The sequence below is a fragment of the Georgenia deserti genome, from assembly GCF_042680605.1.
GTDB lineage: Bacteria > Actinomycetota > Actinomycetes > Actinomycetales > Actinomycetaceae > Allobogoriella > Allobogoriella deserti.
In genome coordinates this window covers 68,400-92,315 of sequence record NZ_JBHUEE010000004.1, presented here as the reverse complement: position 1 = coordinate 92,315, position 23,916 = coordinate 68,400, and the positions used below count along the sequence as shown (strand labels likewise).

The window sequence follows — 23,916 nt, the reverse complement described above, 5'->3', positions numbered from 1 at the left end:
CGGCTCGGTGGGCGCTACGCGTCCGGCTCAACCCGCGAGACGGGCCGCGTGGCGGCCGGCCACCGCCGCGGCGAGGAATGCCGCCGGGTCATCCTCGAGCGTGCGCCCCATGGTCGACAGGCGCACTGGTGACTGTCGCAACGCCGGTACGAGTCCCGACGTCGACATCGACACGAGGCGGTGCCGCCCCATCGGCGCCCCCAACGCCTCGGCCTGATCGTGCACCTGAGCCCCGAATCCCGGCGGCATTGCCTCCTCGATGTCCGAACCGCCGTCGAACCGCGGTACCACGACGTCCGCCGGTGCCAGCGCCACACGCCCGTACGCCGTCAGGGAGTGGTGGGAGACCCCGCGATGACGCTCACGTGGATCGACGGCTGAGACCCGGAGTGAGGCGACCGGGCGGCCGGACAAGGTGGCCGCGGCGTTGATCGCCTCACCGCTGCTCGTCCCGGAAAAGCCCCACCGCGTCCCGGTACCCAGGTTCCCCGGGCCCTGCGCCACGACGGCGACGTCGGCCCCCAGCACGAGCCGGGACGCCAACAGCCCGGTATGCACGTTGACCGCCTCGAGATCACCACCGAACGCCTGTCCCACCGTGACCGATCCGGCCAGCCAGCCCGCCTCGCGCAGGCCGCTGAGAGCGCGTGAGAACCACGCCGGCAGCGCCCCGCCGTCCGTCATCACGTACGCGCACCGGAGCGTGGGCTCCTCGGCCCGTATCCCTGCCAGCACCGGCGCCAGCGCCGAGTGGAGGTCCGCGACGACGACCGGCATACCGTCCAGGTCATCGGCCTCGCGCAAGACGTTGTGATGCTCCGACTCCTGCTCGTCGGCCCCGAGGACCATCGTCTGCAGCGGCGTGTACCGGGCCTTGACAAGATGCCCGGGCCCGCCCGCCGCATCGTGAGGCATGCGGTCCGGCACGGCCACCACCATGGCGTAACCACCGGTGCCCAGACCCCGAGCCAGGGTCGCCACCGACAGGAGCACCCGGTCGCCGGCCCGGGGCTCGCCGACCAGGTCCGGATAGCACAGCGCGCGTACCTCGGTCCCGACGGGCAGGACATCCGCGCCGTCGTCGAGCGGTCCGGTGATCTCCGCCCGGACCACGACCGCTCCGTTCCAGCCGGACACCCGCTCCTGCACCAGACCGTCTCGCCAGATGATCACGACCGACACGCTACCGGCGCCCGCGTCCACATCCCGCCGGGAGCGTCCCTGAGCCCGCGGCGGTATGGCATCATCGGCGTCGAGCAAGCACGTGCTCCGGGGTCGGTGAAAGTCCGAACCGGCGGTGACAGTCCGCGACCCGGACACCCGCGAGGGTGAACGGTGGACCTGGTGGAACTCCAGGACCGACGGTGAAAGTCCGGATGGGAGGAAGCACGTGGCGCCGGCGGCAGCCTGCCGTCCGGCGCCGGTGGGCGCCGACCGGCGTCCGCAGGCGCAACTTGGCGTCGTCGCATCCTCCCTCCCGGCCGCTCGTGCCGAGAGGCAGGAGGACCGATGTGACGACCACCGTCACCACCCGGGCGGACGCCCTGACCGCGGCGATGGACCACGCCGTCACGCTTGCCGAACGCGGCGGATCCGCCGGCGGCAACCCGCGCGTGGGCTGCGTCATCGTCGACGCGGCAGGTTCCGCGCGCGCGACCGGCTTCCATCGCGGCGCGGGCAGCCCGCACGCGGAGATCGCGGCACTCCGGTCGTTGCCCCGTCTCTCACCGGCCGAGCTCGCCGAGACCACGATGGTCGTCACCCTCGAGCCGTGCCGTCACCACGGACGCACACCGCCCTGCACTGAGGCGATCCGCGCCGCGGGCATCGCACGGGTGGTCTACGCCGTGGCCGACCCGAACGAGGCTGCAGCCGGGGGAGCGGACGCGCTCCGCAGCGCTGGAGTCGAGGTGCTCACCGCCGACCAGGCCGGTGTCTCACCAGCCGCGCGCGCCCGTGCCGAGGAGCTCACCCACGCCTGGCGCACCGCCGTTCGCCGTGCCCGCCCCTGGCTGGCGGCCAAGACCGCCAGCAGCCTCGATGGGCGCGTTGCCGCCCCGGACGGCACCTCGCGGTGGATCACCGGGCCGGAGGCCCGCGCACACGCCCACACCGTCCGGGCTGGCGTCGACGCCGTCGTCGTCGGGACCGGCACGGTGCTGGCTGACGATCCGGCGCTGACCGCCCGTACGGGTCAGGGCCCGCGACCGTCCCAGCCGCTCCGTGTGGTCATCGGTGAGCGAGACGTCCCACCCGGTGCTCAGCTCCGCCGGCAGCCGGGCCCGTGGCGCCACCTGCGCACCCGGGACATCTCGGCCGCGCTGGACGTGCTCTACGCCGACGGCGCTCGCAGGGTCCTCCTGGACGGCGGCCCCACCCTCATCGCCGCCGCGCTGCGCTCCGGCCTCGTCGACGAACTCCACACGTACCTCGCCCCGGCGCTTATCGGTGCCGGACGCAGTGCCGTGACCGATCTGGGCGTGACCACACTCGCCGAGGCGCCCCGGTTCCGGACCGTCTCCACCACGCGGCTCGGCGAGGACATTCTCGTGATCGCGCGGCCCACCACCCCCACCTCGGAGGGAGCGTCCTGATGTTCACCGGACTGGTCGAGGAGCTCGGTATCGTCCTCGCCCGCGAGGACGACGACGGCGCCACCCGCCTACGGATCGGCGCGCCGAGCGTGGCCGCGGAGCTGGGACGTGGCGAGTCCGTCGCCGTCGCGGGCGTGTGCCTGACCGTCACCGACCACGACGATGCCGGCTTCGTCGCGGACGTCGTCCCCGAGACACTCCGGCGCAGCACTCTCGGTTCGGTCGGCGTGGGGACCCGCGTCAACCTCGAGCGTGCCGTCCCCGTCGGCGGACGACTCGGTGGCCATGTTGTCCAGGGGCACGTCGACGGCGTCGGCCGCCTGCGCGCCCGTCGCCCCGGTCCACGCTGGGACGACGTCGAGATCGACCTCCCGGCGGACCTGTCGAGATACGTGGTCGTGAAAGGCTCGATCGCCGTCGAGGGGGTGTCCCTGACCGTCGCGGCGACGGGGCAGGACCGTTTCAGGGTCTCGCTCGTCCCCACGACGCTCGCCGCCACGACCCTCGGCGATCTCCACCCCGGTGCACCGGTCAACCTCGAGGTGGACGTGCTCGCGAAGTATGTCGAGCGGCTGGTGGGATCATGAGCGCGCCGGACATGACCGGGAAGACCACGCGGGACACCACCCCGGACACAGACCGGCGGCAGGGCGCATTCCGCCACGCGCTGGCCGACCTGGCTGCCGGCAGGCCCGTCCTGGTCGCCGACGGCGCCGAGCGCGAGAACGAGGTCGACGTGGTCCTCCCGGCCCGAACCGCCAGCACGGAATGGCTGGCGTGGACTGTCCGGCACACGTCGGGATACATCTGCGCGCCCATGCCGGCCGCTCGTGCCGACGCGCTCGACCTGCCCCTCATGGTGACGCAGAACCAGGACAGCTATCACACCGCGTATGCAGTCACCGTCGACGCCGCCTCCGGCGTCACGACCGGCATCTCGGCCGCCGACCGGGCTCGGACCCTGCGCGTCCTCGCCGACCCGGCCGCCACGCCGGCGGATCTCGTGCGGCCCGGGCACGTCGTCCCGCTGCGGGCCGTGGTCGGCGGCGTCCGCGAGCGCCCCGGGCACACCGAGGCCGCCGTCGACCTCTGCCGCCTCGCAGGGGCCGGCGACGTCGCGGCCATCGCCGAGCTCACCGAGGACGACGGCGCGATGACCCGCCTTCCCGGTGCGCGTCGCCTCGCCGCGGCGCACGGCCTCGTGGTCCTCAGCGTGGCGGACCTCGTCGCCGCGAGGGCCCGAGCCGCTGCCGCCAGCCGGACCGGATCCTGAGAACCGGGCACCCCCGGTCCACCCAGGGCCACCCCGACCTGTCCACCAGATGCCACCGGCGACCGAATCCCACATGAGTAAGGAGCCCCCACATGAGCGGAACCGGAGCACCCCGGATCCAGGCCGACGCCACGGGCCTGCGCGTCACGATCGTCGCAGCCCGCTGGCACGCGGCCGTGACCGACGGCCTCCTCGCCGGGGCACAACGCACCCTGGAAGAGGCGGGGACACAGCCGGAGATCGTCCGTGTGCCGGGATCCTTCGAGCTCCCGGTCGCAGCACGGGCCGCCGCACACGCCGGAGCGGACGCCGTGGTCGCGCTCGGCGTCGTCGTGCGCGGCGGGACGCCCCACTTCGACTACGTCTGCCAGGCTGCGACCACCGGCCTGACCCAGGTGAGCGTGGAGACCGGCGTCCCGGTCGGCTTCGGCGTCCTGACCGTCGATACCGAGGAACAGGCGCGTGAGCGCGCCGGCCTGCCCGGCTCCCGCGAGGACAAGGGCGCCGAGGCCGCCGAGGCGGCCGTCGCCACCACGCTCGCCCTCCGCCCGCTGCGCACCCTGCGTGCCTGACCACGGCGCACCGTCCGGACCGCTAGCGTGGGGGAGTGGCTCAGCGTGTGGAGGCAGCCGAACGCCTGCTCGACCTCGTCATCGCGCTCACGCACACCCGGCGCTGGATGACCAAACAGGACATCCGCACCCGCGTCAACGGATACGCCGACGCCGCCAGTGATGCCGCCTTCGAGCGCATGTTCGAGCGGGACAAGGACCTGCTCCGCGATATGGGCGTCCCGTTGATCGTCGAGCACGACCCGGCGCACGAGGACGATGTCGGCTATCGGGTGGACACCTCCGGTTACACTCTCCCACCGGTGGCCTTCACACCCGCCGAGGTCGGCGTCCTGTCACTGGCGGCCGAGGTCTGGCAGGACGCCACCCTTCGCTCGTCCGCCCGTCGCGGGGTGACGAAGCTCCGTGCCGTCGGCCCCGCCCCCGATCCAGCGGCCCAGCTCGGTCTCGCCCTGCGCGTGCGGGGGCCCGAGCCCGCCTTCGCGCCGATCCTCGACGCCGTCAACGGGCGCCGGGTCGTGACCTTCACCTACCGGGCCGCAAGCACCGGTCAGGTCACCCGGCGCACGGTCCAACCGTGGCGACTGCTCAGCAGCGGCCGCGGCTGGTACCTCGTCGGGCACGACGTGGACCGCGACGCGCCGCGAGCGTTCCGGCTCTCCCGGATCGCCGGACAGGTCCGGGCCACGGGACCGACCCACGCCTTCGACGTCCCCGATGAGGACGTGGACATCTCCGGTCTCGTGGAAGTGGCCAGCCCCCGACCCGGCACGGCACGGGTCGCGGTCCTCCCGGGACGTGCGGCGGCGCTGCGAGCCCGCGCCGAGGACGTGACCGGAGCCGACGCCACCCCTGACAGCGAGGGACCGCTCGCCGACCGCGACGTCCTCGAGGTCGCCTACACCGACGTCGAACTGTTGGCCGAGGAGATCGCCGCCTACGGCGCCTCGGTGCTCGCACTCGACCCACCGGAGCTACGCGAATCCGTACTGCGGCGGCTGCGTGCTATCGCTCTGCTCGACGGCGGGGAGGCGGGCCGTGCCTGAACCTCTCTCCGAGCGACTGACCCGCTTGCTCGCCCTCGTCGCTTATCTCGGCGAGCATCCCAACGTCCCCGTGCGGCAGGTCGCCGAGCATTTCGAGACCACCGAGGCTCAGGTCCTCTCCGACGTGAACCTGCTGTGGGTGAGCGGCACGCCCGGCTACCTGCACGACGACCTCATCGACTTCTCCGTCGACGCATTCGACCGCGGCGTCCTCACCCTCACCGAGGCGCGCGGCATGGACAGACCGCTGCGCCTGTCGAGCTCGGAAGGTCTGGCACTGCTGCTGGCGCTGCGGTCGCTGAGGGAGTTGCTCGCCGAGCAACCGGGACTCGAGCCGGAGGCACTCGCCTCGGCGCTCGGCAAGCTGGAACAGGCCACCGGGCACGCCGCCGAGCAGGCCGCGTCGGTCCAGGTCCGGGTGCGGGCCGAGAACACCTCCGGTCGCGTCTCGGAGCACCTCGACACGTTGCGCGGCGCGCTCGCGCGCGGACACCGGGTCCACCTGCGTTACGTCTCCGCGGCCGACGTCGTCACCGAGCGGGACGTCGATCCCGTCGAGGTCCACTCCGACGGCGTCATGTGGTCGTTGCGGGCGTGGTGCCATCGCGCCCACGGCGCGCGCACCTTCCGCCTCGATCGCGTCCTCGACGCCGTCGAGCTGGACAGCCCCGCCGGTCACCACCCCGATCTCGAGTTCGACAATCCCGGATTCGGCCGAGAGGGCCGACTGGTCACCCTGGAACTGTCCTCGACGGCGCGGTGGGTGAGTGAGTACGTGCCGGTCGAGGAGGTCGAGGACCTGCCCGAGGGCAACCACCGGGTCGTCCTGCGGGTGTGGGACCAGGCGTGGGTCACCAATCTCCTGCTTTCCCTCGGTGACGACGTCCTGGCCGTCTCCCCGCCCGAGCTCGCCGGAGAGATCGCCCAGCGTGCCCGGCGAGCCCTGCAGGAGTACGAGCAGCTGTGAGCGGGATCTGGTGGCTCGTGTGGCCGGCGGAGGTGGCGCTGGCCGCTGCCGTCCTGGCGTTGCTCGCCCGCCGGCTGTGGCGCGACGTCAAGGCCCTCGGCCGCGAGGTCGAGGCGGCCGGCACCCATCTGGACCGGCTCGCGAGCGCCGGCGCCACCACGGGTCCACCACGGCACGTGCCGGGCGCCACGGGCGATCCGGAGGTCGTGGCGAAGGCCCGAGAGGTACGAGAGCGGATCCGCGCCCAGCGTGACGGCGCGCGTGCCGCGCGACTCGCCCGGGCCGTCGCGCGCTGGCGCCGTGCGCGCCTGGTGCGCTGACCGGCACCTGTCCATCGGCGTACGGGCGCCCGTCGCCACGGTGAACGGTCGGAGACTTCGGCCCCGGGGCGTTATCCTCGTATCACGACCGTCCCGACCGAAGGTGGATCGATGCTCCGCAACGGCCTACAGCCCTCTCACATCATCATCCTGGTGGTGGTGATCGTGCTCATTTTCGGCGCCACGAAGCTCCCGGACATCGCCCGGAACGTCGGCCAGTCGCTCAAGGTCTTCAAGAAGGAGGTCAAGGAGCTGCGCGACGACGACGACGGCGAGAGCACCGGCGGCGCCACCAGCTCCTACACCGCCACGGGCGGGCAGCCTCCGCAGCAGCAGGCGTATCCGCAGAATCCTCCGTACCAGGCACCGCAGGACCCGCCGGGCGCAACACAGGCGGGTACGTCCGCCGAGCACCCCTCGGCCGGCACGCCGCCGAAGTCCTGACGGGTGGGCGCCGAGCGCCCGCCGCGGAAGAAGGACCCCGAGGGGCGGATGCCGCTCGGTGAGCACCTCCGCGAGCTCCGCAGACGCATCATGCTCGCGGCCGCGGGGATCCTCGTCGGTGCCATCGGCGGCTGGATCCTCTACCCCTACCTCTTCGACCAGATGGTCGCCCCGGTCGAGGCGATCGGCGGCGAACTCAACTTCACCACGGTCGGGCAGGCGTTCGACCTGCGCATCCAGGTTGCGATCGTGCTCGGGATCTTCATCACGAGCGCCTGGTGGATCGGGCAACTCTGGCTGTTCGTCGCGCCCGGCCTGACACGCACCGAGAAGGGCTACGCCCTCGGTTTCGTCCTCACCGGCGCGGCGCTGTTCATCGGCGGCGGCGCGCTGGCGTGGTGGATCCTCCCGCACGCCGTCGAGATCCTCACCTCCTTCACACCGGAGGTCGCGCAGAACTTCCTCACCGCTCGTGAGTACTTCTCCTTCTTCACCAAGGTGATCGTCGTCTTCGGCGTGGCCTTCCTGCTTCCGGAGGCGATGGTCGGGCTGAACTTCCTCGGCGTCGTCCGCGCCCGTACGTTCCTCAAGGCGTGGCGGTGGGCCGTCCTGCTCGCCTTCGCCTTCACCGCGATCGCCAATCCGCTGCCGGACGTCTGGTCGATGATCATCATGGGCGGTTCGATCTCGGCGCTGTTCTTCGTCGCGATCGGGATCTGCTTCCTGCGCGACCGGTACACCGACAAGCGCCGGGCGCGCCGGGACGCCGAACTGGCGAGCGAGGCCGGGAACGAGTAGGTGGCGCGGACGCAGAGTCTGCAGCCCCGCTCCGGACGTGTGGGGGTCCTGCTCAACCCGGCGTCCGGCCGCGGCCGTGGGCGCGCCGTCCGTGAGCAGGTGTTCTCCGGACTCGCCGCCGCGCGGTTCGACGTCCTGGACCTCTCCGGCCGCGACCTGGCCACCGCCACCGCGCGGGCGCGCACCGGACTCGCGCTCGGCCTCGACGCGCTGATCGTGGTGGGCGGCGACGGCATCGTCCATGCCGGCGTCAACGTCGTGGCCGGGACCGGGGTACCACTTGGGATCGTCGCAGCCGGGTCCGGGAACGACATCGCGCGCGATCTCGGGCTTCCCGTGCACGACGTCCCGGATTCGCTGCGCATGATCGCCGAAGCTCTGGCGGCCCGGCGAGGCGGACGGCCAGGTCCCGACGGCGAGGGCTTGCGCCTGCTGGACGCCGTGGGCGTCTCCCGGCCGGGTGGCGTGGTCGAGCACTGGTACCTCGCCGTGCTGTCGTGCGGCATCGACGCGGCGGTCAACGCCCGCGCGAACGAGATGACCTGGCCCTCCGGGGCGAGCCGCTACCTGCGCGCGCTCGCTGTGGAGCTGACCCATTACCGGCCGTTCGGTTACCGCGTCACCATGGACGGCTCGGTGTGGGAGTCCGACGGTGCACTCGTCGCCGTGGCGAACACGCGCTGTTTCGGCGGCGGCCTGCGGATCGCCCCCGACGCCGCCGCCGACGACGGCCTGCTCGACGTCGTCCTGGCCGAGGGCCTCTCGCGCAGTGAGCTGCTGCGCGTCTTCCCACGCCTCTATCGCGGGACGCATGTGCGCCACCCTGGAGTCTCGGTCCGCCGAGCCCGCTCGGTTCTCATCGAACCGCTGCTCAGCCGAGGGGCCCCGCCCCCGGCAGCGTTCGCCGACGGCGAGTTGCTGGCGTCGTTGCCGCTTCAGTGCGATCTGCACCCGCGTGCGGTCGGGGTGCTGGCACGTACGCTCGAATCATGAGTTCCAGCAGTATCCACGGAAAGTTCGCGGCGTGACGTCTCCTGCCGAACGCTATGCCGCCTTTCGGCGCCGCCAGCGGGAATCGGCCACCGAGTTCGCCACCTTCCGGGACCGCCTCGACTTCCCCTTGGACGACTTCCAGGTCCGCGCCTGCGAAGCGGTCGAGTCCGGGCACGGCGTCCTCGTGGCGGCGCCGACGGGCGCCGGTAAGACGGTCGTCGGTGAGTTCGCCGTCCACCTCGGCATCGCCACCGGCCGCAAGGCGTTCTACACGACGCCCATCAAGGCCTTGAGCAACCAGAAGTACCTCGACCTCGTCGCCGTGCACGGCCGCGACCACGTGGGCCTGTTGACCGGCGACACGTCGATCAACGGCAACGCCCCCGTGGTGGTCATGACCACCGAGGTGCTGCGGAACATGCTCTACGCGGGCTCGGACACCCTCGAGGGCCTCGGGTTCGTGGTCATGGACGAGGTGCACTACCTCGCCGACCGGTTCCGCGGTCCGGTGTGGGAAGAGGTCATCATCCACCTCGACGCCGCCGTGCAGGTGGTCTCGCTGTCCGCCACCGTGTCCAACGCCGAGGAGTTCGGTGAGTGGCTGACCATGGTCCGCGGCAACACCGAGGTGGTGGTCACCGAGAACCGGCCGGTGCCGCTCTGGCAGCACATGATGGTCGGGTCGCGGCTGCTGCCGCTCTACAGCGCGCACGTCGACCCGACGGCGGTCGGTGCCGACCCGCCGCTGAACCCGGATCTCCTCGAGGCGATCCGTGGTGCGCAGCGGACCGGTTCGGCACGGGAGGCGCCCGGGCGGGGTCGTGGTCACGCCGGGACCGGGCGCGGATCGCGCCGCCGCCGCGGCGGAGGCCGGTCCGGGCACGGGCGGGCCCGGCAGGCGGCCCGTGGCGGCCGTGGGAACCAGCCCCGATTCGCGCCGCGGGTCCGTCCGGCCCCACGGCCGGTGGTCGTGGACCGGCTCGACCGGAACGGGCTCCTGCCCGCGATCGTCTTCGTCTTCTCCCGCGCGGGGTGCGAGGCCGCGGTGCAGCAGGTGGTCCGCGCCGGCGTGCGGCTGACGACGGCGGAGGAGCAGCGCCGCATCCGTGAGGTGGTCGAGACCGCGGTCGTCGGCGTCCCACCGGAAGACCTTGCCGTCCTCGGCTATGACACCTGGTCCCTGGCGCTGGAGCGCGGCGTCGCGGCGCATCACGCGGGCCTCCTGCCGGTGTTCAAGGAAGCCGTCGAGCAGCTCTTCACGGCCGGACTCGTCAAGGTCGTCTACGCCACCGAGACCCTGGCCCTGGGCATCAACATGCCTGCCCGCTCGGTGGTGCTCGAGCAGCTCGTGAAGTGGAACGGCAGCGCCCACGTCCAGCTCACGCCGGGGGAGTACACCCAGCTGACCGGACGGGCCGGCCGCCGGGGCATCGACGTCGAGGGGCATGCGGTCGTCCTCTACAGCGATGAGATCGATCCGGTCGCGGTCTCCGGCCTCGCCTCACGCCGCACGTACCCGCTGCGGTCGGCCTTCCACCCCACCTACAACATGGCCGTGAACCTCCTCGGCACGATGACCCGGTCCCAGGCCCGCGAGGTCCTGGAATCCTCCTTCGCCCAGTTCCAGGCCGACCGCGGCGTCGTCGGGCTGGCGCGTCAAGCCCGCCGGCACGCCGAGGCGGTCGAGGGCTACGCGGACGCGATGCAGTGCCATCTCGGCGACTTCACCGAGTACGCCGAGTTGCGGCGGCGGTTGAAGCAGGCCGAGGCCGACGCCTCCCGGGAACGTGCCGCCGACCGGCGCCGAGCGGTGCGCGGCGCGCTGTCCGAGCTGCGCCGCGGAGACGTGCTCGCCTACCGTCGTGGCAGGCGGACGGCACACGCCGTCGTGCTGCAGAGCAGTGACTCCTTGGACGGCCCGACGCTGCAGGTCCTCACCGACGAGCGACAGCTCCGCACCCTCACCGCCGCCGACCTGCCGCACGGTGGTGAGAACGTGGGAAAGGTCCGGGTCCCGAAGAACTTCAACCCGCGCAACCCCGCGCAGCGTCGTGATCTTGCCTCCACGCTGCGCAACGCCCTCGCCGAGGGCAGGCTCGCCCAGGCGGGCACGGCACGGAAGAAAAAGGCTCCGGCGGGCCCGGACGAGCAGATCGCCGAACTCCGTCGCCGACTGCGTGCGCATCCGTGTCACGGATGCGCCGAACGGGAGGACCACGCCCGATGGGCCAACCGTTGGGAGAAGGCCAAGGCCGAGCACGAGGAGCTGCTCGGCCGTATCGAGCGCCGTACCGGCACCATCGCGCAGGACTTCGACCGTGTGTGCGGTGTCCTGCTCCAGCTCGGCTACCTCGACGAGCACGGCGAGCGGACCGTCGTGACCGACACCGGCAAGTGGCTGGGACGGTTGTACGCCGAGAAGGACCTGCTCCTCGCCGAGTGCCTGCGCTCAGGAGCGTGGGATCAGCTCTCGCCCGCCGAGCTCGCCGCCGTCGTCTCGACCGTCGTCTACGAGGCCAGAAGTCCAGAGAGCCGGGGAATCGGCGCGTTGCCCGGCGGCCGGCACGGCATGCTCGGCCAGGCACTCAACGCCACCATCGCGCTGTCCAACGAGCTCGGTGAGCTCGAGCGTGAGCACGGAGTCCCGGTCACGGCCCCTGTGGACCCGGGGCTGGTCACGGCGGTCCATCTTTGGGCCTCCGACGCCCCACTCGGAGACGTGCTCGACGAGGCGGACCTGGGTGCCGGCGACTTCGTGCGGTGGTGCAAGCAGGTGCTCGACGTCCTGGACCAACTCTCGGTCGCCGCACCGAATGGTGATCTCGCCGTGCGTGCGCACGAGGCGATGAGCCTGGTCCGGCGCGGGGTCGTGGCGTGGTCGAGCGTCTGAGGGCCACCGTCCCGCCAGGTGTCGCCGAGATGACTGAAAGGGCTCCGGCTCGCCCGTCCTATACGTCACATCCGTCACGACACGCGGCACCGACACGCCGCCACCGGCTCCTGTGCGGCTTTCCGCTCCAGCGCTGTGACCTGCACACTTACCGATGACCTGCGCTGTCGGAGGGTTGTCTGAGACGCCGCTGCGGCGCTAAGTTCGTCCTCTGTTCCCCGCCGGACGGCATCGATTTCGGGTACGTCCCGTGTCGGCCCGGTGGCGGGACCGTGACTGGGCCCGCGTGCTCGTTAGAAAACGGATGGCGAGAGTCCCCAGGGGGGAGTCATCCGGACCGAGGGGCACGCGGGCCTTGTCGTGCCCGGCCACCGCTCGCCTGCCGGATTCCGCTCGAAGCACACCAGTACGCCGACACCTCCCGCGCCCTCCCTGAGACCCGGGGGTTTCCACGTCCGGCGCCGTCGGCTCGTTAGACTCGGCTGGTGCCACCTCCTGTCCCCGCGCGCGTGACGACGCTGGTGCTCTCCGCGGCCGGGGGACTGGCGACCGAGACGGCGTTTCCCGGCAAATCGTGGTGGCCCATGGCCTACGTCGGGATCGCGCTGCTGCTGCTCGCGTTGCGCCGGGACTCCGTCTGGTGGGGCTGGCTGGTCGGGTTCGTGTGGGGGCTCGGGTTCTTCCTGCCGCACCTGTGGTGGGCCAACTACTCGGTCGGGGAGCCGATCGGCTGGCTCGCGCTCTCGATCGCCGAAGCGGCGATCGTCGGCGTCGCCGCCGTCGGTGCCGTGCTCGTCCGGCGAGCACCGGGGATCCGGAACCGCGCGTGGCCGGAGATCATGGCTGTCGCCGCGGTGTGGGTGGGCGTGGAACAGGTCCGGGCGCGGTGGCCGTTCGAGGGCTTCCCGTGGGGGACGCTCGCCTTCTCCCAGACGGACGCACCCCTGGTGCACCTGGCTTCGATCGGCTCGACCGCGCTGGTCAGCGGCGTCGTCGTCCTCATCGGTGGCGCGCTCGCGCACGCCGCACTCCGGCTCCGGCGACTGCGCATCGGTGGGGCGAGCGCCATGATCGTCCTCGCGGCGGTCGCCACCTTCGGCCCGTGGCTCGTGCCCCTCGGCGCCCAACCGGAGACCGGGACGCTCCGGGTCGGCGCCGTGCAGGGCAACGTTCCCGTCCGCGGGGCCGACGCCACGGCCCAGGCCCGCGAGGTCACGAAGAATCACGCCGACGGGACCGGGCGGTTGCTCGAGCGGGTCGAACCCGACGAGCTCGACCTCGTGCTGTGGCCGGAGAGCGCGGCGGACATCGACCCGCGCACCGATGCCGGCGTCGCCGCGACAGTCTCCCGCGCCGCCGACGCGATCCAGGCACCGGTCCTGCTGGGCACCCAACGCTACGAGCCCTCCCAGGACACGCCGGATCTGACCATCCGGTACAACGAGCTCATCGTCTGGCAGCCCGGGCGCGGTCCGATCGACGATCTCGTGTACGCCAAACAGCACCCGGTTCCGTTCGGCGAGTACATGCCCCACCGCGACTTCTTCCGGATGTTCACCGAGCAGGTGGACCGGGTCAGCGTCGACATGATGGCGGGGGACGGCGACGGCCTGATGGCCGTCCCGATCGAGCGGATGCAACGGGACGTTCCCGTGGCCGTGGGCATCTGTTTCGAGGTCGCCTACGACGAGTTGATCCGACACGGCGTGGTCGACGGCGGCGAGCTGATCGTGATCCCGACGAACAACGCGTCCTTCGGGCCGAGCCAGGAGTCGACCCAGCAGCTGGCCATGTCGCGGTTCCGCGCCGTCGAGCACGGTCGCGCCGTCGTGCAGATCTCCACGATGGGCGTCAGTGGCGTCATCGCCCCGAACGGTGTCTTCCAGGACACCACCGAACTGTGGACCGCGGACGAGATGGTCCAGACTCTGCCGCTGCGCACCACACTGACCGTGGCCGACCGGCTCGGCCAGTGGCCGGCGGTCGTGCTCACCGCAATGGGGGCGCTGGCCGTGCTCGGCGGAGTCGTGGGCACGATCGACCGGGCGGTTCGTGAGCGGGCCGCGGCGCGGGCACGACCGATGAAGGGCCGAACCCAGAAGGGTCGGGCCCCGAAGGGGCGGACCCCGAGGGGCCGCGCGGGGAAGGAGCGGCACCGGTGACCGGCGCACGCACGCTCGTCATCGTCCCCACGTACAACGAGCGAGATACCCTCCCGGACGCGCTCGCCCGGACCCGTCGGGCCGCGCCCGGGGCGCATGTCCTCGTCGTCGACGATGCCAGTCCGGACGGCACCGGAAGACTGGCCGACGACGCGGCCGCGCGGGACCCGCACATCCACGTCCTGCACCGGCCCGCCAAGGATGGACTCGGTCGCGCCTACGTGGCCGGATTCGCGTGGGCACTCGACCGGGGCTACGAGGTCGTGGTCGAGATGGACGCCGACGGTTCACACCGCCCGGAGGACCTGCCCCTGCTCCTCTCGCGGGTGACGGCGCACGACCGACCGGATCTGGTGCTCGGATCGCGTTGGGTTCCGGGCGGCGAGGTCGTCAACTGGCCCACGCACCGCGAGATACTCTCCCGCGGGGGCAACACCTGGGTACGCCGCTCCCTGGGCTTGTCGGTGCGTGACGCCACCAGTGGCTTTCGGGCCTTCCCGGCCCGCACGCTGCGCTCGCTGTCGCTCGCCGACGTCCAGTCCCAGGGTTACTGCTTCCAGGTCGACATGGTCTGGCGCGTCCAGCGTGTAGGCGGTCGCATCACCGAGGTCCCGATCACCTTCGTCGAGCGGGTCGAGGGGCGCTCGAAGATGAGCCGGGCCATCGTGGCCGAAGCGCTGTGGCGCACGACGGCGTGGGCCCTGGCCCACCGCACCCAGCAGCTCCGGGACATCCTGCGACGCCGTCGCTGACCCGCCCCGGGACGGCGGCGCGCGCACGGACGGTCATCCTTCCGGCGTACCGGGTTCACCCGTCCGGGCGACGCGCCGACCAGCCGACCACGGGAAGCTCGCCGCATGACACTGACGACGAGCGACTCCTTCGCATCGAGCCGGCGAAAGGCGGCGCGCCGACGCAGCGCAGCTCGAACGCGAGTGCTCGTAGGGTACGCGACGGTCCTGGCTGTCCTGCCCTACCTGACACTGAAGGTGGCGTGGATCGCCGGCTCGACCGTCGGCATCGTCCGCCCCTCCACGCTGGACGCCAGCACCGTCCGCACCGGAAACATGGTCACTGCGAGCCTGGAGCTGATCGCCGTCGGCGTCGTCCTGACCTTCACCCACACCTGGGGCCTGCGGCTGCCGGCGTGGCTCGTGCTCGCTCCGGCCTGGGCGGGCATCGGGCTGCTGGCACCATTTGTCGTGACCGGACCGGCGATCGCCGCCTCGGTCGCCTCCGGAGCCCCGGCCGGCGACGGGTCTCTCGCGGCGTGGGTGGGCCCGTTAGTGTACCTGAGCTTCGCCGGCCAGGCGCTCGGGCTGGTGACGTTGTTCGCCCTCTACGCCCGGCAGCGGTGGAGCCACGTGATCTGCGCACGGCTCGCCGACCGCCCCGAGAGCGCGTCGCAGCACGCGCTGGTGGCGGTCACCTCCGGCGGCGTCACGCTGCTGGTGGCGGCGTCGGTGCCACGCCTGCTCCCCAATCTTGGCAGATATGCAGGGACCTCCCATCTGGCGACGGAGCGGGGGATCGCCGAGCGTCTGTCCGACGGCACGGCGGCGCTGGCCGCCGCCGCGGCCATCGCAGGTCTGGTCATGCTGCTGTGGCGGTACCCGCGGCGCAGCCGAACGTGGCCCGCGTTGACGCTCGCCTGGGTCGGCACCGGAGCGGTATGGGGGAGCAACTGCTACTCGCTGATCCTCGTGCTCATCGACCGCGCGGACGTGTCATCCGGCTCGGCGGTCGCTTCGATTCCGGCCCTGGACCTCATCCAGATCGTCGGCGCGACGGCGCTCGCCGTCGTCGGCACCGTCGTGCTGAGCGAACTCCATGCCACGGGGCGGTCAAGTCCGCAGAGCGTACGCGTCGACCACCGCCCATGACGGACGGCGGCCGACCGCCGGGGACGCCCCGGACGAACGAAGAGCCCGTCCCTGCGGACGGGCTCTTCGAGACCTGCGGCCGGTCCGGCCGCAACGACTCATGCGCTACGACGGCGCAGCTCACCACTGCGGAGCAGCTCGAGCCGCTCCTCCAGGAGCGCCTCGAGCTCCGGGATCGACCGGCGCTCCAGGAGCATGTCCCAGTGGGTGCGCGGCGGCTTGACGGGCTTCTTGGGCTCGGGCTTGGTGGCGTCCCGCAGGAGTGCCTCCTTGCCGCAGACCTTGCACTCCCACACGGGCGGGAGCTCGGCGTCGACGGAGAACGGCAGGCTGAAGGTGTGGCCGTCGGGGCAGCTGAACTCTGCCGTCATCCGTGGCGCGAGATCGACCCCCTCCTCTGACTCCAGGCTGTTGGCGCCGATCTTCATACCGCGTAGTGAGCGTTCCGCCATGAGCATCTCCCTCGCTCGTTGGTCCGGCCGGCGCACGCCGTCCGGATGTGGCCGCACGAAGGCGGACCACCCGCTGTTGTCCACCCTGTCCAACGCGTGGACCGTGGGCGGTGTTCCAACGCCACGGGCTCAGAATTGTGACCTCTGTCTAACGACGCCGCCACTTCATTGGCGGGACGGCACCAGCATCCTTCGCCCGAGGTAGGGCATGCTGGGGCGGCATCCCCGTAGTGCAGAGTGAACTGGAGTTGTCCGTGACTGTCGCCGTTGCCCCGTCACCGGTCCGCCACCGCGTCCTCGCCGACGCGATTCCCGGCTCCCGTGTCCGCGACGGGCTCCTGGTTGTCACCGGAACCGCACTGATCGCCGGCATCGGCCAGCTGAGCGTGCCGCTGCCGTTCACGCCGGTGCCGCTCACGCTCGGGACGTTCGCGGTGCTCCTGGTGGGCGCGGCACTCGGCCCGGTACGGGCGGCACTCAGCGTGCTGCTTCTGCTCGCGCTCGGGGTGGCTGGTGCACCGGTCTTCGCCGACGGCGGCAGTGGCTGGGCGCTCGCGTCGTTCGGATACGCCCTCGGCTACCTGCCTGCTGCGATGCTGCTCGGTCACCTCGCACGTCGGGGAGCCGACCGGTCGGTCTGGCGCACCGCGCCGGCCGCGCTGGCCGCAACGGCGGTCGTCTACGTTCCCGGCGTGCTCTGGCTCATGGGATTCACGGGCGTGGGACCGGCCCAGGCCGTCGCAATGGGGGTCGTGCCGTTCCTCGTGGGTGACACGATCAAGGCCGTGGGTGCGGCGCTGCTGTTGCCCGGCACGTGGCGCATGCTGCGACGGCAATGACGCCTGCACGGGTGTCCGCGCGTCCGCACCGTGGCTGTCTTGCGCCTTCGGGTGAGTGGTACGTGAGTAGCGCCGTCGTCCGGTGGTCCGGGCCTGTCTATCCGTCTCACCGGGCACAGTGTCAGTGTTCGGTGCCACCATGGTGTGATGGAGATCACTGAGAGAATCGTCGTGTTCGACGCCGCCGACATCGCAGCCGAATCGGAGTTCTGGGCCCGGGTGCTCGGGGGCCGTGTCGAGGCCGATGACGACTGGCACACCGTCATTGTGGACGGGCATCCGCACGTCGCCGTCCAGCTTGCCCCCGACCACGTCCCGCCCGACTGGCCGGACGGTACGCCGCCGCAGCAGATCCACCTGGATCTGCACGTGGCCGACGTGGCTGCCGCCCATGAGGAGGTGCTGCGGCTGGGGGCCCGGATGCTCCAGGAGGCCGAGGATCCGGATGCGTCGGAGGGATTCCACGTCTACGCGGATCCCGCAGGCCACCCGTTCTGTCTCTGCTGGAGCTGACTCGCGCTCCGGTCAGCCGGCGGCGCCGGCCTCGGGTGGCGCGGTCGGGTCCTCCGGCTCGCCCTGCTGTTCGCGCAGGATGTACTCCTCGAGCAGCTCGACGTTCTCGCGTGAGCGGAAGGCGACGGCCAGCAGATCGCTCATGGTGGCCACTTCCTCGACCTGTTCCTTGATGAACCACTGCATGAACTGGTCGGACGCGTAGTCCGCCTCGTCACGGGCGATCTTGGTGAGGTCGTTGATCTGCTCGGTGACTCGCTGCTCCTGCTCCAGCGCCAGACGGATCGGGGCGACGACGTCCGCGAAGTCGGTGACTGGTGCAGCCACGCCCGGGATCGCGACGGCTTCGCCTTGGTCGAGGAGGTACTGGACCATCATCATCGCGTGGCCGCGTTCCTCCATGGCCTGGCGATAGAAGAAGCCAGCCGTCTGCGGCATCGTGAGTGCGTCGTAGTACACAGCGGCCGCGAGGTATTTGCTGATGGGCGGCGAACTCGTGGCCGATCTGCTCGTTCAGCCGGGTGACGAACCGTTCTGCAGGCATCGTGTTCCTCTTCTGGTCGTGAGCCCGAGGCGCCCGGGCGAGGACGGTGCGCTCATCGTTCCACGTGGCTGTCCTCGTGGAGGTCTGAGTTCGCACCCCCGGCCCTTCTGGCGAGATGTCACCGGTGAGCCGCGACCGGATGGTTGCCACCGCCTGCCGGCTGGATGCGACCTGATCGTCTGGTGCCTGGTCCGCGAGTCGCCGTTCAAGCGCGCGCACGGCGAGGTCCATGGCCTCGTCGTACCGCCCCTCGTCGAAACGTGCCTTGGCTTGGTGCTGGTCGGCGAAGGCGATCATCGCCGAGGCCCATTTTCGGCGTGTGGGTTCCCGGCCGGCGAGCGCCCGCTCCGCCGTTCGGCGCGCGGTGTCGAAGAGGACATCGGCGTCCCGATATCGCCCCCGCCAGTGGAGGACGTGGGCCAGGCGAAGTGCCGACGCGGCTCCGCCGGTGGTTGTCGCGCCACCGGCACGGCGAAGGACCGCTCGGCCAAGCCGCTCGGCGGCGTCAAGCTCGCCAAGCATCCGCAGCCAGACGACACGCTCATGATCGCCCTCCGGTCCGAGGCGGGCCAACGATTCGACATGTGATCGTGCAGCAACCTGATCGTCGACGACCTCGCGTAGCGTGTGGTCGTCGATCCGATAATCCGGTGTCACGTGAGATCCCGGCACATGAACACACTGTTCGGATCGGCCATGTACTCGCCGAACGGTGGACACTCGACGAAGCCGTGCCGCGCGTACAGACGCCGCGCCGGTGCGAAGAAGTCCTGCGACCCCGTCTCGAGGTTGAGGCGCCGGTAGCCACGGGTGCGGCTCTCCTCGATCAGATGCGCCAGCATGACGGTGCCGACGCCACGCCCGCGGTAGCCGGCGGCGGTCCGCATCGACTTGAGTTCCCCTTCGCACCCAGGCAGGGCCTTCAACCCACCGCATCCCGCGAGGTGCTCGCCGTCCCAGACCGACCAGAACGTCACTGCGTCGGCGTGGATCTGCGCGATGCTCAGCGCGTGGACACTCTCCGGTGGGCTGGTCGCACGCATGTCGGCGAGGTGGTCCGAGACCATGGCCCGCACCTCGGGCCCGGTCAGGTCGTCGAGCACGATGCGCACGGCACCGAGATTAGCGTCCCGTGCCCATGCTGAGGCGACTACGGCAGGGAGCGCCGGTGGGCCGCGACACGCTCTAGCCTCGTCCTTGTGCGCCCACCGCCGTCCGACGTCGTTTCCGCCTACGGCGGCGATCCCACGCAGCTTGTACGGCTCGCCGGCGGCCGAGGCACGTCCTGGCGGTGCGGCGACCTGGTGTTCAAGCCGGCCGATCTCACCGACGCCGAACTCGCCTGGATGGACACGGCTCTGCGCCCACGCGTCGTCGATGCCACGATCCGGGTGAGCTTGCCCCTGCGTGCTCGCTCGGGCCGGCGGCAGGTTGCCGGCTGGATCGCCCTGCCCTACCTGCGCGGGCACCATCCGCAGGGACGCTGGCACGAGATCGCCGCCGTCGGCCGTGCGTTCAGCCGGCTCACGTCCGGCCTGGACCGCCCCTCGTTTCTCGACCGGCGCGACGATCCGTGGGCACGGGCCGACAGGTTCGCCTGGGGCGAGCTCGACATTCCCGACGTTCCGTCCCTGGTAGCAGCCCTGCTCCGGCTGCGTCGTCCGGTGATCGATGCACCGACCCTGGTCCACGGCGACCTGACCGAGAACGTGCTGCTCGACCCGCAGGAGCCGCCCGCGGTGCTCGACCTCAGCCTGTACTGGCGCCCTCCGTCATTCGCCACCGCCGTCGTGGCGGTCGATGCGGTGTGCTTCCACGCCTCCGCGACGGACCTCCTCGAACAGCTCGATCCGGCTCGGGAATTCGCGCAGTACGTGCTGCGTGCCCTGCTCTTCCGCATCGGGACCGATCTGGTGACCGGGGGAAGCGATCTGCGCCCGTACACACCGGTCGTGAGGTGGCTCGGCCGCTGACGCTTCCCGTGCCGTTCACCGCCGGTCCACCGGACTGACGCTCCACACCCAGGCTCGCGCGCCACGGTGAGACCGCGACGGTCATCGGCGGAGGGCGAGATGGTCACGATCGGCTCCTGGAACCTGGAGAACCTGTTCCGACCCGGTACGGAGAGCGGACCGAGCGGAGAGGAGGAGTACACGGCCAAACTCGACACCCTCGCGGCCACGATCGGCGAGATCGACCCTGACGTGCTCGCCGTGCAGGAGGTCGGGTCGCCCGAGGCGCTCAGCGACCTGGTGGAGCAGCTCGACGGTGCCTGGCACACCGAGATCGCCGAGCCGGACGACCGAGGAATCCGGGTAGCGACGCTGAGTCGAATGCCCGCGGACGGCGTCGCTCAGGTGGTGGACTTTCCCCCGCGGATCGGGCCCGTCACGGTGGACGACGCCGGTGCCACCATCGACCGGCTCGGCCGGGCTGGCCTCCACCTGACCGTCACCGTCGGCGGTCGAGGGATCGACCTGGTCACCGCGCACCTGAAGTCCAAGCTCCTCAGCTATCCCGGTGGCCGCTTCTCTCCGCGGGACGAGGACGAGCGTGCCCGGTACGCCACGTACGCGTTGCACCGCCGGGCCGCGGAGGCGGCCGCGGTCCGGACATACGTGACCGGCCTGCTCGGCGACGACCCCGATCGTGCCGTCATTGTCGCGGGCGACCTCAACGACGAGGCCGAGGCCGCCACCACCCAGATCCTGCTCGGTCCGCCGGGTTCCGAGATCGGCAGCGGCGGCTTCGACCGGCCCGACCAGGGCGACGCCCAGCGGCTGTGGAACCTCGCTCCACTGATCCCCGAGGACGAGCGTTACACGCGTATCTACCGCGGCCGGCGCGAACTCGTCGACCACATCCTCGTCAGCCACTCCCTGCTGGACGCGCTACAGGAGGCCGGCACCGGCCCGGGGCAGCCGCCTTCCATCGCCGACACACCGACCGCACGGCGCGACGAGCCCGGCTCGGACCACCGGCCGGTGGTCGTCCGGCTCGCCGTGTGACCGGTGAGCACTCCAGGCGGACGTGCAGGACTTCTCGGTTCGCCCAGCGAGGAGCGCGAAGATGGGCGCCGGACTCCGCCGTGTCACCGTGCTGCCGCGCACACCCGGTATCGAGCACGCGAGGTCACTCGCCTCGTTGTCCGTCCACCGCTTCGCGCAACAGGTCCGCATGCCCGTTGTGCCGGGCGTACTCCTCCACCATGTGCGTGAGGATCCACCGCAGGCTCGGTGAGCGGCCGTCCGGCCAAGGGCGGGCGGCAAGCTGATCGAGACCGCCGTGGTCGAGGGCGCGGGAGACCAGGTTTCGCGACCGACTCACGGCCGCCTCCCAGAGATCGCGAAGCGCGTCCGGCGAGTCGTCCGCGGCCGAGTGCCACTCCCAGTCCGGGTCCGCCGCCCAGTCCACGCCCTGCCACGCCTCGTCCGGGCGATTGCCGTGCAACCGCACCGAGAACCAGTGGTCCTCGACCCAGGCGAGATGCTTGAGCAGGCCCCCGAGGGTCATCGTCGAAGCGCCCACCGTGGCGGTCAGGCCCGCCGCGTCCAGGCCCTCGCACTTCCATGCGAGCGTGCCCCGGTGGAACTCGAGGAACCCCAGCAGAGTGGCCACCTCGCCTGCCGCCGGCGGCGGATCAGGACGCCCCTGCTCGTCCAGCTCCCGTTCGTGGGTCATGTCCGCCTCCTGACGCGGCCGGGTCCCTCCCGGCCGTTGCCTCACCGTCCCGTGGACGTGTCGGGAGCACAAGCACAGTGTCCCTCGACGCGGCAAGACCCCGAGCCGTCGATGCACCGGGTTCCGCCCACACGGCCGCGGTGCCACGATCGGACCGACTCGCCTGTCGACAACGGCTCGCGCGCACGGGTTCTCGTCGATCTCGTCGCTGGGTGATGCCGACGGGATCAGACGCGTTCGAGCGGCCGGTGCGGCCGCGCGGGGAGTTCGACACGGACCTCGTCACCGGGCCTGACAGTTCCGCCCCGGTCGATGACGCCCATGATCCCGGCCAGCCGCTCGATCCGTCCGTTCTCCCCGCGGCGCAAGACCTGCTTGAGGAGTCCCGGCGCGAAGCTGTTGATCTGCTGGCACGGATTGCGCAGGCCGGTCACCGTGATCAGGGCCGGACCGATGTGCAGGCGCGTCCCCTCAGGCAGCTCGAGCACAGCCAGCCCGTCGGTGGTGATGTTCTCCCCGAGCTCGCCCGGGAGCACGCGGTACCCGGCGTGCGCGAGTACGTCGAAGAGCTCACGATGGATGAGGTGGACCTGCCGGAGATTGGGCTGAGTCGGGTCGGCCGCGACCCGGGACCGGTGCCTGACCGTCTCACCGCAGTGCGCGTCCCCCTCGACGCCTCGTCCGGCCACAAGGGTGATCTGGTCACGGCGGGCCTTGGAGAAGGAATGGGTGGGGCTCAGATGCACGGCGAGAACCGACGCGGTCACAGCGACAGCGTCTCACGACCCCGCCGTGGGTGTACGGCCATTGGTCGCGGGAATGATCGTGTGCGTGGGGGGTTGAGGCTGACATGAAGACGATCGGGTTCCTCTCCTTCGGGCACTGGACGCCGTCGCCCGCCTCCGCGGTGCGCTCGGCGGTGGACGCCCATCGGCAGTCCATCGAGCTGGCTGTCGCGGCCGAGGAGATCGGAGCCGACGGCGCGTACTTCCGTGTTCACCACTTCGCACGTCAGCTCGCCTCACCGTTCCCGCTGCTGGCAGCGGTCGGGGCCCGGACCAGCCGCATCGAGATCGGCACCGGCGTGATCGACATGCGGTATGAGAACCCGCTCTACATGGCCGAGGACGCCGGCGCGGCGGACGTCATCTCCGGCGGTCGGCTGCAGCTGGGCATCTCGAGGGGATCGCCCGAACAGGTCATCGAAGGATACAAGTACTTCGGTTACGTGCCAGAGGAGGGCACCTCAGATGCCGGCATGGCCCGTGCCCATGCCGAGGTGTTCCGCAAGGTCATCGAAGGCAAGGGTTTCGCCGAGCCCAACCCGCGCCCGATGTTTCCGAACCCACCGGGGCTGCTGCGGATCGAGCCGCACTCACCCGGGCTGCAGGAGCGCATCTGGTGGGGCGCCGGCTCGCGCGCGACCGCGGAGTGGACGGCCCGCGAGGGCATGAATCTCATGAGCTCTACCCTGTTGACCGAGGACGCGGGCGTGCCGTTCCACCAACTCCAGGCCGAGCAGATCCAGCGTTTCCGCGACGCCTGGGCGGAGGCCGGCCACGAGCGAGAGCCCCGCGTCTCCGTCTCGCGCAGCATCTTCCCGATCGTCACGGACCTCGACCGCCGCTACTTCGGCGGTGAACAGGACAGCGAGGATCAGGTCGGCATCCTCGAAGGCGGGCGCGCCACCTTCGGTAAGACGTACGCCGGTGAGCCAGACCAGCTCGTCGAGGACCTGGCCCGGGACGAAGCGATCACGGCCGCGGACACGCTGCTGCTCACCGTGCCGAACCAGCTCGGCGTGGACTACAACGCCCACGTGCTCGACTCGGTCGTGCGGCACGTGGCGCCCGAGCTGGGCTGGCGCTGACACACCGGACTCGTCCGTACCGGACGGCTCGCGGCGGAATGTTCGCCGAGGCTTCGCCGGGTGGTCGAGAGGCGT

The 23,916-nt window shown here is 71.2% G+C and carries 25 protein-coding genes, 1 pseudogene and 1 riboswitch; of the genes and pseudogenes, 20 read left to right on the top strand and 6 right to left on the bottom strand.

Features of this window, described 5'->3' with window-relative positions; all coding sequences use genetic code 11:
• Positions 1 to 27: 27 nt before the first annotated feature.
• Complete coding sequence (locus ACFSE6_RS08925) at positions 28 to 1,173, bottom strand: DUF3866 family protein (protein WP_388005288.1); 1,146 nt, start codon at positions 1,171 to 1,173, stop codon at positions 28 to 30.
• 87 nt (positions 1,174 to 1,260) lie between these two features.
• Positions 1,261 to 1,394: riboswitch (FMN riboswitch) on the top strand.
• Positions 1,395 to 1,511: 117 nt separating this feature from the next.
• Between ACFSE6_RS08925 and ribD the strand changes: the two genes are divergently transcribed.
• The 14 genes and pseudogenes from ribD to ACFSE6_RS08855 all read left to right on the top strand — a co-directional run bounded on the left by ribD (position 1,512) and on the right by ACFSE6_RS08855 (position 15,942).
• A complete protein-coding gene (ribD, locus tag ACFSE6_RS08920) occupies positions 1,512 to 2,594 on the top strand; it encodes a bifunctional diaminohydroxyphosphoribosylaminopyrimidine deaminase/5-amino-6-(5-phosphoribosylamino)uracil reductase RibD (RefSeq protein ID WP_388005285.1) in 1,083 nt (360 codons plus the stop codon).
• Positions 2,594 to 3,181, top strand: a complete 588-nt coding sequence (locus ACFSE6_RS08915) for a riboflavin synthase (protein WP_388005282.1) — start codon at positions 2,594 to 2,596, stop codon at positions 3,179 to 3,181. The genes ribD and ACFSE6_RS08915 overlap by 1 nt, the downstream gene beginning before the upstream one ends.
• 11 nt (positions 3,182 to 3,192) lie before the next feature.
• Positions 3,193 to 3,834 (top strand): annotated as a pseudogene (gene ribB, locus ACFSE6_RS08910) (3,4-dihydroxy-2-butanone-4-phosphate synthase); the annotation flags it as partial.
• Positions 3,835 to 3,959: 125 nt separating this feature from the next.
• Positions 3,960 to 4,439 carry a 6,7-dimethyl-8-ribityllumazine synthase gene (gene ribH, locus ACFSE6_RS08905; protein ID WP_388005276.1) on the top strand — a complete coding sequence of 160 codons (480 nt, stop codon included), beginning with the start codon at positions 3,960 to 3,962 and terminating at the stop codon, positions 4,437 to 4,439.
• 35 nt (positions 4,440 to 4,474) lie between these two features.
• Positions 4,475 to 5,485, top strand: a complete 1,011-nt coding sequence (locus ACFSE6_RS08900; RefSeq protein WP_388005273.1) for a helix-turn-helix transcriptional regulator — start codon at positions 4,475 to 4,477, stop codon at positions 5,483 to 5,485.
• On the top strand, positions 5,478 to 6,452 hold the full coding sequence (locus ACFSE6_RS08895) for a helix-turn-helix transcriptional regulator (protein ID WP_388005270.1): 975 nt from the start codon (positions 5,478 to 5,480) through the stop codon (positions 6,450 to 6,452). The genes ACFSE6_RS08900 and ACFSE6_RS08895 overlap by 8 nt, the downstream gene beginning before the upstream one ends.
• A complete protein-coding gene (locus ACFSE6_RS08890) occupies positions 6,449 to 6,772 on the top strand; it encodes a hypothetical protein (RefSeq protein WP_388005267.1) in 324 nt (107 codons plus the stop codon). The genes ACFSE6_RS08895 and ACFSE6_RS08890 overlap by 4 nt, the downstream gene beginning before the upstream one ends.
• 111 nt (positions 6,773 to 6,883) lie before the next feature.
• Positions 6,884 to 7,216, top strand: a complete 333-nt coding sequence (tatA, locus tag ACFSE6_RS08885; RefSeq protein WP_388005264.1) for a Sec-independent protein translocase subunit TatA — start codon at positions 6,884 to 6,886, stop codon at positions 7,214 to 7,216.
• A 3-nt stretch (positions 7,217 to 7,219) separates the two neighbouring features.
• The gene (gene tatC / locus ACFSE6_RS08880; RefSeq protein ID WP_388005261.1) at positions 7,220 to 8,014 is read left to right on the top strand and encodes a twin-arginine translocase subunit TatC; all 795 of its coding nucleotides are present in this window, start codon (positions 7,220 to 7,222) and stop codon (positions 8,012 to 8,014) included.
• Positions 8,015 to 9,007 carry a diacylglycerol/lipid kinase family protein gene (locus ACFSE6_RS08875; RefSeq protein ID WP_388005258.1) on the top strand — a complete coding sequence of 331 codons (993 nt, stop codon included), beginning with the start codon at positions 8,015 to 8,017 and terminating at the stop codon, positions 9,005 to 9,007. It abuts the gene before it with no gap.
• Between the two features lie 31 nt (positions 9,008 to 9,038).
• A complete protein-coding gene (locus ACFSE6_RS08870; protein ID WP_388005255.1) occupies positions 9,039 to 11,897 on the top strand; it encodes a DEAD/DEAH box helicase in 2,859 nt (952 codons plus the stop codon).
• Positions 11,898 to 12,382: 485 nt separating this feature from the next.
• Positions 12,383 to 14,059, top strand: a complete 1,677-nt coding sequence (lnt, locus tag ACFSE6_RS08865) for an apolipoprotein N-acyltransferase (protein ID WP_388005252.1) — start codon at positions 12,383 to 12,385, stop codon at positions 14,057 to 14,059.
• Positions 14,056 to 14,811 (top strand): polyprenol monophosphomannose synthase, encoded by a 756-nt coding sequence (locus ACFSE6_RS08860; RefSeq protein ID WP_388005249.1) that lies wholly within the window; start codon positions 14,056 to 14,058, stop codon positions 14,809 to 14,811. The genes lnt and ACFSE6_RS08860 overlap by 4 nt, the downstream gene beginning before the upstream one ends.
• Positions 14,812 to 14,994: 183 nt before the next feature.
• Complete coding sequence (locus ACFSE6_RS08855; protein WP_388005246.1) at positions 14,995 to 15,942, top strand: hypothetical protein; 948 nt, start codon at positions 14,995 to 14,997, stop codon at positions 15,940 to 15,942.
• Positions 15,943 to 16,040: 98 nt separating this feature from the next.
• Here ACFSE6_RS08855 and ACFSE6_RS08850 read toward each other — a convergent pair whose 3' ends face one another.
• A complete protein-coding gene (locus ACFSE6_RS08850; RefSeq protein WP_388005243.1) occupies positions 16,041 to 16,394 on the bottom strand; it encodes an RNA polymerase-binding protein RbpA in 354 nt (117 codons plus the stop codon).
• Positions 16,395 to 16,648: 254 nt separating this feature from the next.
• Between ACFSE6_RS08850 and ACFSE6_RS08845 the strand changes: the two genes are divergently transcribed.
• Together ACFSE6_RS08845 and ACFSE6_RS08840 are read left to right on the top strand one after the other, a co-directional pair.
• Positions 16,649 to 17,233, top strand: a complete 585-nt coding sequence (locus ACFSE6_RS08845; protein ID WP_388005241.1) for a biotin transporter BioY — start codon at positions 16,649 to 16,651, stop codon at positions 17,231 to 17,233.
• A 147-nt stretch (positions 17,234 to 17,380) separates the two neighbouring features.
• Positions 17,381 to 17,746 (top strand): VOC family protein, encoded by a 366-nt coding sequence (locus ACFSE6_RS08840; RefSeq protein WP_388005238.1) that lies wholly within the window; start codon positions 17,381 to 17,383, stop codon positions 17,744 to 17,746.
• Between the two features lie 12 nt (positions 17,747 to 17,758).
• Here the strand turns inward: ACFSE6_RS08840 and ACFSE6_RS08835 are convergent, their stop codons facing one another.
• Positions 17,759 to 18,184 (bottom strand): ferritin, encoded by a 426-nt coding sequence (locus ACFSE6_RS08835; RefSeq protein ID WP_388005235.1) that lies wholly within the window; start codon positions 18,182 to 18,184, stop codon positions 17,759 to 17,761.
• 43 nt (positions 18,185 to 18,227) lie between these two features.
• Here ACFSE6_RS08835 and ACFSE6_RS08830 point away from each other — a divergent pair, with 43 nt between their 5' ends.
• The gene (locus tag ACFSE6_RS08830; RefSeq protein ID WP_388005232.1) at positions 18,228 to 18,878 is read left to right on the top strand and encodes a hypothetical protein; all 651 of its coding nucleotides are present in this window, start codon (positions 18,228 to 18,230) and stop codon (positions 18,876 to 18,878) included.
• Positions 18,879 to 18,943: 65 nt separating this feature from the next.
• On the opposite strand, the gene ACFSE6_RS08825 is transcribed toward ACFSE6_RS08830, so the two are convergent.
• On the bottom strand, positions 18,944 to 19,402 hold the full coding sequence (locus tag ACFSE6_RS08825) for a GNAT family N-acetyltransferase (RefSeq protein ID WP_388005228.1): 459 nt from the start codon (positions 19,400 to 19,402) through the stop codon (positions 18,944 to 18,946).
• An 87-nt stretch (positions 19,403 to 19,489) separates the two neighbouring features.
• Here ACFSE6_RS08825 and ACFSE6_RS08820 point away from each other — a divergent pair, with 87 nt between their 5' ends.
• Positions 19,490 to 20,263 carry a TIGR02569 family protein gene (locus ACFSE6_RS08820; RefSeq protein WP_388005225.1) on the top strand — a complete coding sequence of 258 codons (774 nt, stop codon included), beginning with the start codon at positions 19,490 to 19,492 and terminating at the stop codon, positions 20,261 to 20,263.
• Positions 20,264 to 20,362: 99 nt separating this feature from the next.
• Positions 20,363 to 21,298, top strand: a complete 936-nt coding sequence (locus ACFSE6_RS08815; RefSeq protein WP_388005222.1) for an endonuclease/exonuclease/phosphatase family protein — start codon at positions 20,363 to 20,365, stop codon at positions 21,296 to 21,298.
• 124 nt (positions 21,299 to 21,422) lie between these two features.
• Here the strand turns inward: ACFSE6_RS08815 and ACFSE6_RS08810 are convergent, their stop codons facing one another.
• Both ACFSE6_RS08810 and ACFSE6_RS08805 read right to left on the bottom strand, forming a co-directional pair.
• Positions 21,423 to 21,971, bottom strand: coding sequence for a DinB family protein (locus ACFSE6_RS08810; RefSeq protein WP_388005219.1), 549 nt, complete (start codon positions 21,969 to 21,971; stop codon positions 21,423 to 21,425).
• 227 nt (positions 21,972 to 22,198) lie between these two features.
• Complete coding sequence (locus tag ACFSE6_RS08805) at positions 22,199 to 22,738, bottom strand: MOSC domain-containing protein (protein ID WP_388005216.1); 540 nt, start codon at positions 22,736 to 22,738, stop codon at positions 22,199 to 22,201.
• Positions 22,739 to 22,821: 83 nt separating this feature from the next.
• Between ACFSE6_RS08805 and ACFSE6_RS08800 the strand changes: the two genes are divergently transcribed.
• Entirely contained in the window at positions 22,822 to 23,841 is a 1,020-nt protein-coding gene (locus ACFSE6_RS08800; RefSeq protein WP_388005213.1) for an LLM class flavin-dependent oxidoreductase, read from the top strand.
• Positions 23,842 to 23,916 lie beyond the last annotated feature (75 nt).